Annotated in this window: 11 protein-coding genes; 8 read left to right on the top strand and 3 right to left on the bottom strand. The window is 42.3% G+C overall.

The window, feature by feature from the left end:
• The first annotated feature begins 51 nt into the window (after positions 1 to 51).
• The 3 genes from rpoC (at position 52) to F993_RS04505 (ending at position 5,527) form a co-directional block, all read left to right on the top strand.
• The gene (gene rpoC / locus F993_RS04495; RefSeq protein WP_004656284.1) at positions 52 to 4,245 is read left to right on the top strand and encodes a DNA-directed RNA polymerase subunit beta'; all 4,194 of its coding nucleotides are present in this window, start codon (positions 52 to 54) and stop codon (positions 4,243 to 4,245) included.
• Positions 4,246 to 4,409: 164 nt separating this feature from the next.
• Positions 4,410 to 4,775 (top strand): hypothetical protein, encoded by a 366-nt coding sequence (locus F993_RS04500; RefSeq protein WP_004656280.1) that lies wholly within the window; start codon positions 4,410 to 4,412, stop codon positions 4,773 to 4,775.
• 392 nt (positions 4,776 to 5,167) lie between these two features.
• Positions 5,168 to 5,527: a hypothetical protein gene (locus tag F993_RS04505; protein WP_004656279.1), complete on the top strand. Its 360-nt coding sequence runs from the start codon at positions 5,168 to 5,170 to the stop codon at positions 5,525 to 5,527.
• A 64-nt stretch (positions 5,528 to 5,591) separates the two neighbouring features.
• On the opposite strand, the gene F993_RS04510 is transcribed toward F993_RS04505, so the two are convergent.
• Positions 5,592 to 6,077: a DUF4442 domain-containing protein gene (locus tag F993_RS04510; protein WP_004656278.1), complete on the bottom strand. Its 486-nt coding sequence runs from the start codon at positions 6,075 to 6,077 to the stop codon at positions 5,592 to 5,594.
• A gap of 112 nt (positions 6,078 to 6,189) precedes the next feature.
• On the opposite strand from F993_RS04510, the gene F993_RS04515 reads away from it, so the two are divergent.
• The 5 genes from F993_RS04515 (at position 6,190) to htpG (ending at position 12,130) form a co-directional block, all read left to right on the top strand.
• Positions 6,190 to 7,065, top strand: a complete 876-nt coding sequence (locus F993_RS04515) for an alpha/beta fold hydrolase (RefSeq protein WP_004656277.1) — start codon at positions 6,190 to 6,192, stop codon at positions 7,063 to 7,065.
• Between the two features lie 121 nt (positions 7,066 to 7,186).
• Complete coding sequence (locus tag F993_RS04520) at positions 7,187 to 8,608, top strand: Na+/H+ antiporter family protein (RefSeq protein WP_004656275.1); 1,422 nt, start codon at positions 7,187 to 7,189, stop codon at positions 8,606 to 8,608.
• A gap of 418 nt (positions 8,609 to 9,026) precedes the next feature.
• Positions 9,027 to 9,611 carry an OmpW/AlkL family protein gene (locus F993_RS04525; RefSeq protein ID WP_004656274.1) on the top strand — a complete coding sequence of 195 codons (585 nt, stop codon included), beginning with the start codon at positions 9,027 to 9,029 and terminating at the stop codon, positions 9,609 to 9,611.
• Positions 9,612 to 9,746: 135 nt separating this feature from the next.
• Positions 9,747 to 10,097: a lysozyme inhibitor LprI family protein gene (locus F993_RS04530; RefSeq protein WP_004656272.1), complete on the top strand. Its 351-nt coding sequence runs from the start codon at positions 9,747 to 9,749 to the stop codon at positions 10,095 to 10,097.
• Between the two features lie 113 nt (positions 10,098 to 10,210).
• On the top strand, positions 10,211 to 12,130 hold the full coding sequence (gene htpG / locus F993_RS04535) for a molecular chaperone HtpG (RefSeq protein WP_004656270.1): 1,920 nt from the start codon (positions 10,211 to 10,213) through the stop codon (positions 12,128 to 12,130).
• A gap of 87 nt (positions 12,131 to 12,217) precedes the next feature.
• Here htpG and F993_RS04540 read toward each other — a convergent pair whose 3' ends face one another.
• Together F993_RS04540 and F993_RS04545 are read right to left on the bottom strand one after the other, a co-directional pair.
• A complete protein-coding gene (locus F993_RS04540) occupies positions 12,218 to 13,114 on the bottom strand; it encodes a hypothetical protein (protein WP_004656268.1) in 897 nt (298 codons plus the stop codon).
• A 132-nt stretch (positions 13,115 to 13,246) separates the two neighbouring features.
• Positions 13,247 to 14,380, bottom strand: a complete 1,134-nt coding sequence (locus F993_RS04545; protein ID WP_004656267.1) for a hypothetical protein — start codon at positions 14,378 to 14,380, stop codon at positions 13,247 to 13,249.
• Between the last annotated feature and the right edge of the window lie 4 nt (positions 14,381 to 14,384).

Raw genomic sequence — 14,384 nt, 5'->3', positions numbered from 1 at the left:
ATTTGTGACCCAGTCGGGACAGCGTAGCTCCTCGACACACGGAGAAAAAAATTGAAAGACTTGCTCGATATCATGCGTAAGAAAACGGATTCAGAAGGTCATGCACCCGTTGAATTTGACCGTATCCGTATTGGTCTTGCGTCACCAGAGATGATTAAGTCATGGTCTCACGGTGAAGTTAAAAAGCCTGAAACCATTAACTACCGTACTTTTAAACCTGAACGTGACGGTTTGTTCTGTGCCAAAATCTTTGGTCCAGTAAAAGATTACGAATGCTTGTGTGGTAAATACAAGCGTATGAAATACAAAGGCGTCATTTGTGAAAAATGTGGCGTTGAAGTAACGACTGCGAAAGTTCGTCGTGAACGTATGGGTCACATCGAACTTGCGTCTCCAGTTGCACACATCTGGTTCTTGAAATCATTACCGAGCCGTATCGGTTTACTTCTTGATATGACATTACGTGATATCGAGCGCGTATTGTATTTCGAATCTTATGTGGTTACTGATCCTGGTATGACTCCGTTTGAAAAGTATCAACTTTTAACAGACGAAGAATACTACAATGCACTTGAAGAACACGGTGATGAATTCACTGCGAAAATGGGTGCAGAAGCAGTTCAGGACTTATTAAAAGATATCGATCTTGAAGCCGAGATTGCACGTTTACGTGAAGAAATTCCACAAACAACCTCTGAGACGAAACTTAAAAAAGCGTCTAAGCGTTTGAAATTGATGGAAGCTTTCAAAGATTCAAACAACAAGCCTGAATGGATGGTGATGAATGTACTTCCAGTACTTCCACCAGACTTACGTCCGCTTGTACCACTTGAAGGTGGTCGTTTCGCGACTTCAGACTTGAACGATTTATATCGTCGTGTGATCAACCGTAACAACCGTTTGAAGCGTCTTCTTGACCTTGCTGCGCCAGACATCATCGTACGTAACGAAAAACGTATGTTACAAGAGTCTGTTGATGCGTTGCTTGATAACGGTCGTCGTGGTCGTGCGATTACAGGTTCGAACAAACGTCCATTGAAATCTTTGGCAGACATGATCAAAGGTAAACAAGGTCGTTTCCGTCAGAACTTGCTCGGTAAGCGTGTTGACTATTCTGGTCGTTCGGTGATTACAGTAGGTCCTACTTTACGTCTTCACCAATGTGGTCTTCCGAAGAAAATGGCACTTGAATTGTTCAAGCCATTCATTTTCGCAAAACTACAAGCCTCTGGCCAAGCAACAACCATTAAAGCTGCGAAGAAAATGGTTGAGCGCGAGACACCGGAAGTTTGGGACGTTCTTGCTTCTGTGATTCGTCAACATCCAGTCATGTTGAACCGTGCGCCAACACTTCACCGTCTAGGTCTTCAAGCATTTGAACCTATTCTGATCGAAGGTAAGGCAATCCGTCTTCACCCACTCGTTTGTGCTGCGTTTAACGCCGACTTCGATGGTGACCAAATGGCGGTACACGTTCCATTGACATTGGAAGCACAGCTTGAAGCACGTGCGTTGATGATGTCGACCAACAACATCTTGTCACCTGCAAACGGTGAGCCGATCATCGTTCCTTCTCAGGACGTTGTCTTGGGTCTTTACTACATCACACGTGATGCGGTAAATGCCAAAGGTGAAGGCATGGTGTTTGCGGATACGCACGAAGTTAACCGTGCGTTAGCGACGGGTAAAGTTGCAATCCATGCGCGCGTAAAAGTACGTGTACACCAAACTGTGATTGATGAAAACGGTAACCGTGAAAAGCAAACCATCATTGTTGATACGACACCTGGTCGTTGCTTGTTATGGGAAGTTGTTCCACAAGGTTTAAGCTTCGAATCGATCAACCTTGAGATGACCAAGAAAAACATCTCGAAGTTAATCAACTCTTGCTACCGTAAACTTGGTTTGAAAGATACGGTTATCTTCGCTGACCAATTGATGTATTTGGGCTTCCGTCAAGCGACGCGTTCAGGTGTATCTGTTGGTATGGAAGACATGTTGATTCCACCAACCAAGCATACGATTATCGATAAAGCTGAAACCGAAGTTCGTGAAATCGAACAACAGTTTGAGCAAGGTTTCGTAACTGCAGGTGAGCGTTATAACAAAGTTGTCGATATTTGGGCGCGTACTAACGACCAAGTTGCGAAAGCGATGATGGATAACTTGTCTTATACCCTTGTGAAAAACAAACAAGGTGAAGACGAGAAACAGAAATCATTCAACTCGATTTATATGATGTCTGACTCGGGTGCCCGTGGTAGTGCGGCGCAGATCCGTCAGCTTGCTGGTATGCGTGGTTTGATGGCGAAGCCGGATGGCTCGATCATTGAGACCCCGATTAAAGCAAACTTCCGTGAAGGTTTGACGGTACTTCAGTACTTCATCTCGACACACGGTGCGCGTAAAGGTTTGGCCGATACCGCATTGAAAACTGCGAACTCTGGTTACTTGACACGTCGTCTTGTAGACGTAGCACAAGATTTAGTGATTACTGAATCTGACTGTGGTACAGCCGGTGGCTTGGTGATGACTCCATTCATTCAAGGTGGTGACGTTATTGAACCATTACGTGATCGCGTATTGGGTCGTGTAACTGCTGAAGACGTACGTCGTGCATCTGATGATGAAGTGGTTCTTCCACGTGGTACTTTGATTGACGAGAAAATTGCTGCTCAGCTTGAAGAAGCGGGTGTCGATGAAGTTAAAGTACGTTCAGTTATCGCTTGTGAATCAACATTCGGTGTATGTGCGCGTTGTTATGGTCGTGACCTTGCACGTGGTCACTTGGTGAACCCAGGTGAATCAGTGGGTGTAATGGCTGCACAATCAATTGGTGAGCCAGGTACACAGTTAACGATGCGTACCTTCCACGTGGGTGGTGCTGCGAGCCGAACTTCTGCTGCAAACAGTGTTCAAGTACGTAACAAAGGTACTGTACGTTTCCACAACGTGAAAACTGTACAACATGCCAAAGGTCACTTGGTCTCTGTTTCACGTTCAGGTGAAATTGGTATTGCCGATGACTTAGGTCGTGAGCGCGAGCGTTATAAACTTCCTTACGGTGCAAGCATCTTGTTGAAAGATGGTGAAGCTGTAGAAGCGGGCGGTATCGTAGCGACTTGGGATCCGCATACACATCCATTGGTAACAGAAGTTGCGGGTAAAGCGCGTTTCAGCCAGATCGCTGATGGCGTAACTGCAACATCGAAAACTGATGATGCAACAGGTATGACCACTGTTGAAATCTTGCCTGTAACAGCTCGTCCTGCTTCTGGTAAAGATTTACGTCCTGCAATCGTGTTGGATACAACCGATGGCGGCGAACAGTTCTACTTCTTGCCACAAAACACAATCGTGACGGTTCGTGATGGCGAAACGATTGGTGTGGGTGACGTTATTGGTCGTGTACCACAAGAAACTTCACGTACTCGTGATATTACCGGTGGTCTTCCGCGTGTAGCTGACTTGTTCGAAGCACGTAAACCGAAAGAACATGCAATCCTTGCAGAAGTATCAGGTGTTGTCAGCTTCGGTAAAGAGACTAAAGGTAAGAACCGTTTAGTGATCACTCCAGATGACGGTTCAGAGATCTACGAAGAGTTGATTCCAAAATGGCGTCAAATCAACGTGTTTGAAGGTGAGCATGTCAACCGTGGTGAGACCATTTCTGATGGTCCACAAAACCCACATGACATCTTACGCTTGAAAGGCGAAGTGGCATTGACCAACTACATCGTGAACGAAGTTCAAGACGTTTACCGTCTCCAAGGTGTAAAAATCAATGATAAGCACATTGAAGTTGTTGTACGTCAAATGTTGCGTAAAGTTGATATCACTGATGGTGGTGACACTAGCTTCATCAAAGGCGAGCAAGTGGATTACATCCGCGTTGTTCAAGAGAACCAAGCGGTCTTGGCTCAGAACAAGTTCCCTGCGAAGTTTGAACGTCAATTGATGGGTATTACCAAAGCGTCGCTTTCTACTGACTCGTTTATCTCTGCTGCATCGTTCCAGGAAACCACACGTGTGTTAACTGAAGCGGCTGTAACAGGTAAAGAAGATGATTTACGTGGCTTGAAAGAAAACGTTGTTGTGGGTCGTTTGATCCCGGCAGGTACAGGTCTTGCGTATCATTTAGAGCGTCGTCGTCAAGAAGCGGAAGCTGCTGAATTTGAACTTCATAACGATTTCAGTGAAGTTGACCAAGCATTTAGTCAAGCGTTGAACTCGGACCAGTTCTAAGTTCTAGTGAATTGAAAAAGGCACCTTCGGGTGCCTTTTTTGTGGAAAAATGAAGCAGTTGTTACAAAAACACCTTAGAGCATCAGTATTTGATTACTTAATCAAAGTAAACAGTCCATTAAACAATATTATTCTATGCACATCTGAGGAGAGGAATAGTTCTAATGAAAAAAATGATGATGGTTGCGGGTGTTGCTTTAATGTCAACTACACTTTTTGTGGGTTGTCAAAATGCGAGCCCAGAAAGTAAGCGTATTGGTGCTGCTGCGATTGGTGGTGGCGCGGGTGGTGCTGTAGGTAAGCATGTTGGCGGTAATCTGGGTGCGGGTCTTGGTGCAGCTCTTGGCGCGGGTGTTGCTGCGAATGCTAAAGGCTCGAACAGTAAAAATACTCGAAACAGTGCGATCGGCGCTGGTTTAGGTGCGGTAATTGGTGGCGCAGTATTGGGTGGCGACTCAGGTGCTGCAGTCGGTGGTGCATTAGGTGGTAGTGCTGGCTCTGCTTATGGCGAGAAAAAAGGCAAGTACTAAGCCCTAGTTTAAACTTGCAGATAACAATCGTGATGATCTGAAGATTTAAATCAGATCATCACTTTAGTTATTAGCATGCAAATGTTCTTCATCACGGATAAAGAACATTGCTGAGAACGCTTTAATAAAACTACCTATAATTTATCAATTCTGTTTTTTGTATTTATTTGATTCTTCGAACAAACACTAAATTTTTAATTCGGTGTATACCGATCATTTCTGTCTTTATTTTGCTTTCCCGAACCTTAAGCCGTACAAGCTAGCTTGAACCTACCAAAATCTGCCTTTACAAAATATCAATCGATTGGGACACAGTGATAACACAATGTGATCAAATTCCCCATAAAAGAAGATTATGCTTTTCAATAGAACCTATAGAAGTGAGTATAGTCATGAAAAAAACAATCGGTTTAGTTTCTACTTTGCTGTTATCGGCGGTGATGTTTACGGGCTGTCAAAATATGAGTGCCTCTGACCAACGTATTGGTACCGCAGCGCTTGGCGGGGCTGTGGGCGGCGGACTAGGTAACCATGTGGGTGGTGGACTAGGTGCAGGTATTGGTGCTGCTGCGGGTGCAGGTGTGGGTGCCAATGCCAAAGGTGCGAATAGTAGTTCAACTACGAGTAGTGCGGTGGGTGCTGGTATTGGCTCGGTTGTTGGTAAAGCCATCTTCGGTGGTGACTCAGGTGCTGCAATTGGTGGTGCAATCGGTGGCGGCGCAGGTGCGGCCATTCAAGAGAAGAAAAGATAATTTCTTAAAGTTGAATAAAAAATGCCTGCAATTCATTGCGGGCATTTTTATTGGCATGGATGATTTAAGCACTGGCTTTGGGTTTTTTACGGCGGATATAGAGCACTTTTTCAACTTCTGCGATGCGCGTTCCTGCATCATCTACAATATTCAAGCTGTAATGCCTTAAAACAGGTTCATGATTTTCTGCCAGTTTTTTGATTTCAGTGATTTCATCGGCATTCAGCCTGATCTCGGCATAGACCGTGTTACGGCCAGGGGAAAGAAAGTTAATCGTAGCACTTTTATCCCAGACAATATATTTATGTCCTAGATGATGGATTAAGATCAGCATATAAAAGGGATCAACCATCGAATATAGACTGCCGCCAAAATGCGTTCCCACCAGATTACGATTTCGTCGGGTCAGTGGCATTTTAACGCGAATGTAATAATCATCCAGATCAATGGTTTCAATTGCGATTCCTGCTCCACGATAAGGGGAGTAATGATTCAGCATAAATTTGGATATCGCAGGAATGGTGCGAATTTTTTTGAAAAAGTCTTTCATGGTCAATTTTTTTTCTTGCAACTCTATTCATACTCCATAAGTATCATTTTTATTGCATCGCTGGCAATGGCTGTTTTATGAGCAGTCGATAGAAAACAAAATGGGAAAAATTATGCAAGCACAAGTCAAAACAGTCACAACATCTGATCAGCAAACATTGTGTGTCAAAACATGGGGGGATGAGAAAAAAACACCTTTGGTTTTAGTGCATGGCTATCCTGATAATCAGGAAGTTTGGGAACCGATCATTGAGAAATTGGTCAATGATTATTACGTGGTGACTTATGACGTGCGTGGAGCTGGACTTTCTTCGATTCCTAAGCGTATTAAGGATTACCGTTTGCCTCGTTTGTCTTTGGATTTGCAAGAGGTGGTGGATCAAGTTCTACCTAATCGTAATTTTCATATGGCAGCCCATGATTGGGGGTCTTTGCAGTCGTGGGAATCTGCAACTGAGCCTAAGCTAAAAGGCCGTTTATTGTCTTATACCACCATTTCAGGGCCTTGTTTAGATCATGCTTCTTTGTATCTACGTGAAAAATTCAAATCAGCACCAAGCAATGTATTGAAAATACTGACCAAATCTTGGTATATCGGTGCATTCCATTTACCTTTAGTTGCGCCAACGGTATGGACTTTCTTTAGTCCTGAAAAATGGGGCAAGATTTTAAGTGGTTTAGAAAAGAAGAAAGATCTACCATTGAATGCCAATATTGTTGCTGATGGTAAATATGGTATTAACCTGTATCGTGCCAATTTTATTCCATCATTGACTCAACCACGTCAACGTTATGCACAGTGTCCAGTGCAGGCCATTGTGTTAAAGCGCGATGCGTTTGTCAGCCCCGAGTACATTACTGAATCGATGCCAAAATGGGTGGAAAACTTTGAATATACTGAGCTGGATGCCAATCACTGGGCGGTACTAAGTCAGCCAGAAAAAATTGCTGAACTGATCCGTCAGTTCGTGCAACGTCAGGCTGCTTAAGGCTTTAGTGGATTTATTAAGCTAAAAATCACTTAAGTTGCGCTACAATTCGGCGATATTTTCAGCTAGGTTTTAATGAATCTGCTAGAATGTCGCCTTTTTATTGCTCCTGAATTTATTCATGAATGCTGTCGTAATTGCGATTGCCGTGATGTTTATCCTGTCACTGGCACGCGTTTCTGTTGTTCTTACTTTGGTGATTTCAGCCATTATTGGGGGCTTGGTCGCTGGTCTAAGTCTTTCTCAAACGGTAGAGGCATTTAATGCTGGCTTGGGGGATGGTGCTGAAGTTGCACTGGCCTATGCGGTATTAGGTGCTTTTGCATTGGCATTGTCCAAGTCTGGTTTACCTGATTTACTTGCGCATAAACTGATTGGTTTATTGGGGATGGAAGCGGGTAAAAATCAGCAAAAAAAGGTGAAATATCTGTTATTAACCATTTTGTTGATTGCTGCGATTTTCTCTCAAAACCTCATTCCAGTCCATATCGCCTTTATTCCAGTCTTGGTCCCACCTTTATTGAAAGTCATGAATCATTTAAAGCTGGATCGACGTGCGGCAGCCTGTGTCATGACACTGGGCTTGGTGGGAACCTATATTTTCCTGCCGGTTGGCTTTGGTGCGATCTTCCTTGAACAGATCTTGATGGGCAATATCAACAAGATTGGTGCAGCCTATGGTTTGCATGTGGAACGCGGCATGATGCCATTGGGCATGGCGATTCCTGTCTTGGGTATGGTGATCGGTACTTTAGTTGCGGTATTTATCAGCTATCGTAAGCCACGTATCTATGTGGATCGTTCGATTACGCCAGTCAAAACCATTGATTTGGACAAGCCACTGAAAGTCACTTCACAAGCAGATTATGACTTGAAAGCTGATGCTGAAGAGCTGAAACATGAAGCAGAAAACGTGCCTTATATATCCAAGAAAACTATGTTTATGGCGCTGCTTGCGATTGGTTTAACTTTGGTAGCTCAGTTGTACTCAGGTTCCATGATTCTCGGTGGTTTAGTCGGTTTTGCGGTGTTGTCAGCATCGGGGATCTTTAAATGGCAAGATGCAGATGACGTATTTGTGCAAGGCATGCGCATGATGGCCTTAGTGGGCTTTATCATGATCTCTGCGGCAGGTTTCGCTTCAGTGATGACACATACAGGTGACATTACTCATCTGGTCAATGGTGTAGTGCATATTATTGGTGATAATCATGCGCTTGCGGCATTCTTGATGCTATTTATCGGCCTGTTTGTCACAATTGGGATTGGTTCATCTTTCTCAAGTGTGCCTGTACTGGCGGTGATTTACGTACCTTTATGCGTGCAGTTTGGTTTCTCACCGTTGGCTACGATTGCACTCATCGGAACGGCGGCTGCGCTAGGAGATGCAGGTTCACCTGCATCTGATTCGACTTTGGGGCCTACAGCTGGTTTAGGAGTGGATGGTCAACATGATCACATTTGGGATACCGTTGTGCCGACTTTTATACACTTTAATATCCCACTACTTATTTTTGGCTGGATTGCAGCGATGGTTTTATAATAAAAATGGCTCATTAAGAGCCATTTTTTTTGCTTGTATAATTTCTGGAATTAAAATATAAAAATAATCAATATTTGACATTTTTTGTCTCTTTTTTAATCTTATTTTATAATGTGATTTTAATATTAAGTTTTATGTGACTATATTTTTAAATTCATCTAAATTGAATTTTTCTAAAAACTTTATCTAATATTTTAAATTGATGTATTCTGATTAAAATACTAGGTTTTATAGTGATTTAAGTGGACTAAAATGGTCTGGATTAATAAATATTACATATTTTAACAATTATATTTTATTAATATTCAATATATTACAAAATGGATTTAAATGGTCGGAATTAATAAGTATTGCATAATGTAAAAACCCGTGTTTATTATGTTGAACAAGAACATAAATTGTTAAAGAGGTTGTTTTAATGTTAAAGAAAGCATTGGTTGTAGCATTATTGGGGTTGTCTTCAACTGCATTTGCAGGGGGCTTTCAAGTTAAAGTGGGTGCGAGTTTAATTGACCCAACTGCGGATGTAACTTTAGCACCAGGTGCAACTGTAAAAGGGGACTACGAGTTTGCATTTACGCCATCAGTTGAATATTTCTTTGGTGAAACACCATTCTCAGCTGAAATTTTATTGGCGACACCTGTGAAGCATGATGTGTTATTAAATGGCGAATCAGTCGCGAGTGTCCGTCATTTGCCACCAACAATTACCGCAAAATATAACTTTAAAAATTCAACACGTTTTACTCCTTATATTGGTGTTGGTGGTACAGCTTTTATTCCATGGCATGAAAAGGGTGTGGCGAAAGATGTGAAAGAGGCATATGGTTTTGCTGGTCAGCTAGGTTTTAACTTCCAGCCTGCTGATGCTAAAAACTGGGGGGTGTATGTTGATGTTCGTTATGCAGACATTAGTCCAGAAGTGACATTGGTGGATGGGACTAAATTCGACTTAGACCTCAATCCAGTGGTATACACCTTAGGTTATAGCTACAAGTTCTAAGCCGTAGTTCGATAAAAAAGCCTCACATTGTGAGGCTTTTTTATTTTTGCAATTCCGATATAAAACAGATACAGGGCCTACACAGAGAGTTTTGTATGCTGAGACATCATCACAAATCAGAGTGAGCCATTGATAATGAAAAAATTAATCACCTCTATATTCCTCTTCATCCCCTTATTGTTTTGGTCACAAGCCCATGCCGCTAGCTATTCCTGTAAGGCGGCAAAATTAAAGGCAGAGCAACAGATTTGCAATGACCTCGTTTTAAATGATGCTGATGTCAAACTGGCAACGACCTATCAAATCATCTTGCATGCTTTACCCATGGGTGGACGTGATGCGGAGAAAGATCAACAATTTAAATGGTTAAAACAACGTAATTCTTGTGGTGCCAATACGCCATGTATCAAACGTGCTTATGCGCAACGACAACAGCAGCTTGATCAGCTGTTACAGGAGCGTGTATTGAGTCGTGGCCCATTCTAATGGCTATTTTGTGTATTTTTTGCCTGAAAAATACAGTTCAAGGATTGAAAAAATTAAGATATACACCATTCATAAATCATTCCAAAGAGATAAGCACAGATAAGGAGTGATTTATGAGTGAACAAGTGACCCAAAATTATAGTTTCCAAGCTGAAGTTGCTCAGTTATTACATTTAGTGACGCACTCGCTATATTCAAATCCTGAAATTTTCTTACGTGAATTGATTTCCAATGCTTCGGATGCCTGCGACAAGCTACGTTTTGAAGGGATTAATCACCCTGAATATTATGAAAATGATCCAGATTTACGTGTTCGCGTCACTTTAGATAAAGATCATAAAACCTTAACTATTTCTGATAACGGGATTGGTCTAAGCCAACAAGAAGCGATTGATAACTTGGGTACCATTGCCAAGTCTGGTACTAAGGACTTTATGTCTAAGCTGACAGGCGACCAAAAATCAGATGCTCAGTTAATTGGTCAGTTTGGTGTGGGTTTCTATTCAGGTTTTATTGTTGCTGACAAAATTACGGTGGAATCACGTCGTGCAGGTTTGGACACAGCAGAAGGCGTACGTTGGATTAGTGCTGGAACAGGCGAGTTTGAAGTTCAAAGCATTGATAAAGCTACACGTGGTACCGATATCATTTTGCATTTACGCGATGATGCACTAGATTATTTAGAGTCGTGGAAAGTTAAGCAAATCATCAATAAGTATTCTGACCACATCAGCTTGCCAATCGAAATGCAAAAAGAAATCTGGCAAGAGGAAGAGGTCGCTGAAGGTGAAGAGCCTAAAGGCGGTCAAATGGTCAAGACCGATGAATGGGAAGCGATTAACTCTGCGAGTGCATTATGGACACGTAACAAGAGCGAAATCACCGATGAACAATACATCGAGTTCTATAAAAACCTGAGTCATGACTTTGCTGAACCTTTGGCATGGGCCCATAACCGTGTTGAGGGTAGCACTGAATATACGCAATTATTGTATATCCCAAGTCAGGCCAAACAGGATCTGTTTACCCGTGAAGCGAAGGCGGGCATTAAGCTGTATGTAAAACGTGTATTTATCTTGGATGAAGCAGATAACCTAATTCCAAACTATTTACGTTTTGTTCAAGGCGTGGTGGATAGTGCCGATTTACCGTTGAATGTGAGCCGTGAATTACTTCAAGAAAGTCGTGATGTAAAAACCATTCGTGAAGGCAATGCACGTCGTGTATTGACGCTACTAGATGGTTTAGCCAAATCGGAAGATGAGAAAGACCAAGAAAAATTCAAGACTTTCTATACTGAATTCGGTTCAGTCTTGAAAGAAGGTTTGGGTGAAGACACGGGTAATCGTGAACGCATCTTGAAATTATTGCGTTATGCAACTTCAAATCATGATGAGATCAGCACTTCTTTTGCGGACTATAAAGTACGTATGAAAGAGGGACAGAAAGCGATTTATTATGTGACGGCTGATAACTTAACAGCAGCGAAAAACTCGCCGCAACTTGAAGTATTCAAGAAAAAAGGCATTGAAGTGTTGCTCATGGCGGATCGTGTTGATGAGTGGGCGATGAACTTTGTATTTGAGTTTGATGGTACGCCATTACAAAACGTATCGAAGGGTGCAGTTGACTTGGGCGACCTGCAAGATGCGGAAGAGAAGAAAGCATTGGAGCAGGCCGCAGAGCAGTTTAAACCTGTGGTTGATCGTTTAAGTACATCGTTAAAAGATAAAACCAAAGAAGTTCGCGTGACCACGCGCTTAGTGGATTCTCCTGCATGTTTAGTCACCAGTGAAGGGGAGCTTTCACCACAGCTGATTCGGATGTTGAAGCAGGCAGGTCAGGCAGTTCCTGAAATTAAACCAACCTTGGAAATCAATCCTGAGCATCCTTTGGTGAAAAAATTAGAGAACTCGGCGCAGTTCGATGATTTGGCCAATGTAATCTTTGATCAGGCTGTGATTGCAGAAGGTGGCTTACCAGAAGATCCAGCAGCCTATGTTAAACGGATTAATAGCTTGTTGTTAAAATAAGTGAGTTGATCAAAAAAAACCTCTGCTTTGGCAGAGGTTTTTTTATGGATAAGTTTCAAGTTATCCACAGTTGTGTTGTTATTTTCATCAGAAGTGAGCTTCAAAGCTCATTTGATAACTGAAATGGTTATCCTGCTTATCCGCAGGCACATTTAAATAATTTAGATCATTTTGCATATATAACCAGTTACGCCAAATAGGCCTTTTCCATGAAAAATAGGGTCCCCATTGATTGATCCGAAGTTCTTTATTCTCATAATCGCCCTCACTGACAATGCCATAGCTCAGGTTGTCCTTGGACAATAAATGTAGTTTCTGGAAAGTCCGATTACGCCAAATGTAGTCTTGGTCTTGAGTCTTAGACAGATTGAATTGTGTCGACAATAGTGCTTGTTGCTGAAACCTCTGGGTTAAATTTAAATTGGTTTCAGCATAGTTTTTACTGCTTGAGCCATAACGAAAAATTTGCGCCGTATCCAGATTCAGTCCTGAATGTAAGTTCCATTGCTTCTTGGCAAGAAATTGTACATAGATGTCCGTATTGGAGTTAGCACCTAGATCCAGATCATTGTTAAAAGGCAACCAACTTGAGATGGTACTCCAACTGGCACTGACTGGATTGGGTGTACTGATGTTTTTATACGATGGGAGTTTGCTGGTTTTACCGAGCTTTTTTAGGGGAGGAGGTTGTTGTGCACGTTGCCATAAAGAGTCATTACCAAAAACGGCCATCAATTCTTGGCTTAGTTGCGCATCACTGAGCTGATTTTCAGGTCTTTCTGTTGCAATATCGCAAGCAAGCGTTTTTGTGGCTTGTTTTTGAGTGAGAGGATGCCTAGTCTTTTGATCTAAAAATACATGTGATGCGCGGGTGAAATGCCTGCTGAGCGGTAAGAACATCGGAAAGAAGGGTGTAAGTAGCTCACCGAGGCAAAGATTGCCTACAATCAATAAATACACAGCCAAAGCGTATCGCTGATCCATGTTAAAGCGAAGAAAAATAAAAGAAAATTAGTTTAACAGTTTTAGCTTAAGCATTTATTTATTGGACTTCATTTTTTAAATTAAAATGCCCAATCGAGATTTTGATTGGGCATGCCGTGTATCCGTTTAGGGCTAGAATAACGTTTCGAGTCGGACAAAGGTACTGACATAATGATCGCGGTCTTCGCGATGATCATTAAAATAATTCAGATCGCCTTGTACATAGAACCATTCACGCCATAGGGGTTGACGCCAAGACACGAAAGGTCCCCAACTATTTAAACGGAGTTCATTTTTGTTGTAGTAGCCACCTGTATAAATGCCATAATTAAAGTTGTTATGCGCAAAGAACTGATGTTGGCGGAAAAGACGGTTATCCCACCATAGATCATCATCCTGCTTATCGGCATAGGTCAGGCTGAATTGGTTCGATAAAAAAGGTTGATTAGGACGCGCATGAATCAATTCTAAATTGGTTCTTAAGTAATTTTCACTTTTGCTGCCATAACGATAAATCTGTTCGGCGTTAAAGCGGAAATCATTGCGTAGATCCCAATGCTTTTCTGCTCTTAAGCGCGCATAAATATCGCTGCCTGAACGAATACCTAAGTCGGCATCAGTTTCAAAGGGAAGTTTCTTGGAGAAATTTGACCAACGTAAGGCCAATGAGCCATTACTATCTCGGGTTTGTTTGGAGTCAAATTTTTTATCAGGATCTGAATTAGGCTGGTTATTGGTATTGGCAACATTATTCTTAAACTCATCATCAAGCGAGTCATCACCAAAGACTACGCTGACTTTTTTCTCTAAGGTTGGTAGTTTAATTTTACCGCGAATACGTGGCTTAACTTCATAACCGTCATGCTCATTCCAGTAGTTATCCAGCATGACCCGAATAGTGGCTGAAGCTGGATTCTCAGGATCAACATCACCAAACCAATCGTCAATTTTGACCGAAGTGCGGTCAGCCCATTCCCGAATACTGCGCTGTTTTTTATCAGCCCAGGTTCTGTCTTCGGTTTCGGTGGTAGGTGGCACAGTCGATTGATCAGATTGCCCTGGAAATATCGTGGGTGCCGCATCGACCCAACGTGGAATATAGTCTAAGGCATTTTCAGCATTATCTGTTGCCGTTGAGTTTGCTGCAGCTTGGGGCTGCTGATTTTGAGCATGGGTTTCTGCATTTGCAACACTTAAAGAGCCAATTGACAGTGTGAGCAAAGCAAAAAAGATACGCGATGGCACCATTTGCTGTAAATTATTCATAATA

The sequence above is a fragment of the Acinetobacter proteolyticus genome, from assembly GCF_000367945.1.
GTDB lineage: Bacteria > Pseudomonadota > Gammaproteobacteria > Pseudomonadales > Moraxellaceae > Acinetobacter > Acinetobacter proteolyticus.
This window is presented reverse-complemented; position numbering and strand designations above follow the sequence as displayed.

What these genes read in the sequence shown, in the direction of transcription:
- F993_RS04500 (WP_004656280.1), top strand. Translation starts at nt 4,410, where the DNA reads ATGAAAAAAATGATGATGGTTGCGGGTGTTGCTTTAATGTCAACTACA.
- F993_RS04505 (WP_004656279.1), top strand. Translation starts at nt 5,168, where the DNA reads ATGAAAAAAACAATCGGTTTAGTTTCTACTTTGCTGTTATCGGCGGTG.
- F993_RS04510 (WP_004656278.1), bottom strand. Translation starts at nt 6,077, where the DNA reads ATGAAAGACTTTTTCAAAAAAATTCGCACCATTCCTGCGATATCCAAA.
- F993_RS04515 (WP_004656277.1), top strand. Translation starts at nt 6,190, where the DNA reads ATGCAAGCACAAGTCAAAACAGTCACAACATCTGATCAGCAAACATTG.
- F993_RS04520 (WP_004656275.1), top strand. Translation starts at nt 7,187, where the DNA reads ATGAATGCTGTCGTAATTGCGATTGCCGTGATGTTTATCCTGTCACTG.
- F993_RS04525 (WP_004656274.1), top strand. Translation starts at nt 9,027, where the DNA reads ATGTTAAAGAAAGCATTGGTTGTAGCATTATTGGGGTTGTCTTCAACT.
- F993_RS04530 (WP_004656272.1), top strand. Translation starts at nt 9,747, where the DNA reads ATGAAAAAATTAATCACCTCTATATTCCTCTTCATCCCCTTATTGTTT.
- htpG (WP_004656270.1), top strand. Translation starts at nt 10,211, where the DNA reads ATGAGTGAACAAGTGACCCAAAATTATAGTTTCCAAGCTGAAGTTGCT.
- F993_RS04540 (WP_004656268.1), bottom strand. Translation starts at nt 13,114, where the DNA reads ATGGATCAGCGATACGCTTTGGCTGTGTATTTATTGATTGTAGGCAAT.
- F993_RS04545 (WP_004656267.1), bottom strand. Translation starts at nt 14,380, where the DNA reads ATGAATAATTTACAGCAAATGGTGCCATCGCGTATCTTTTTTGCTTTG.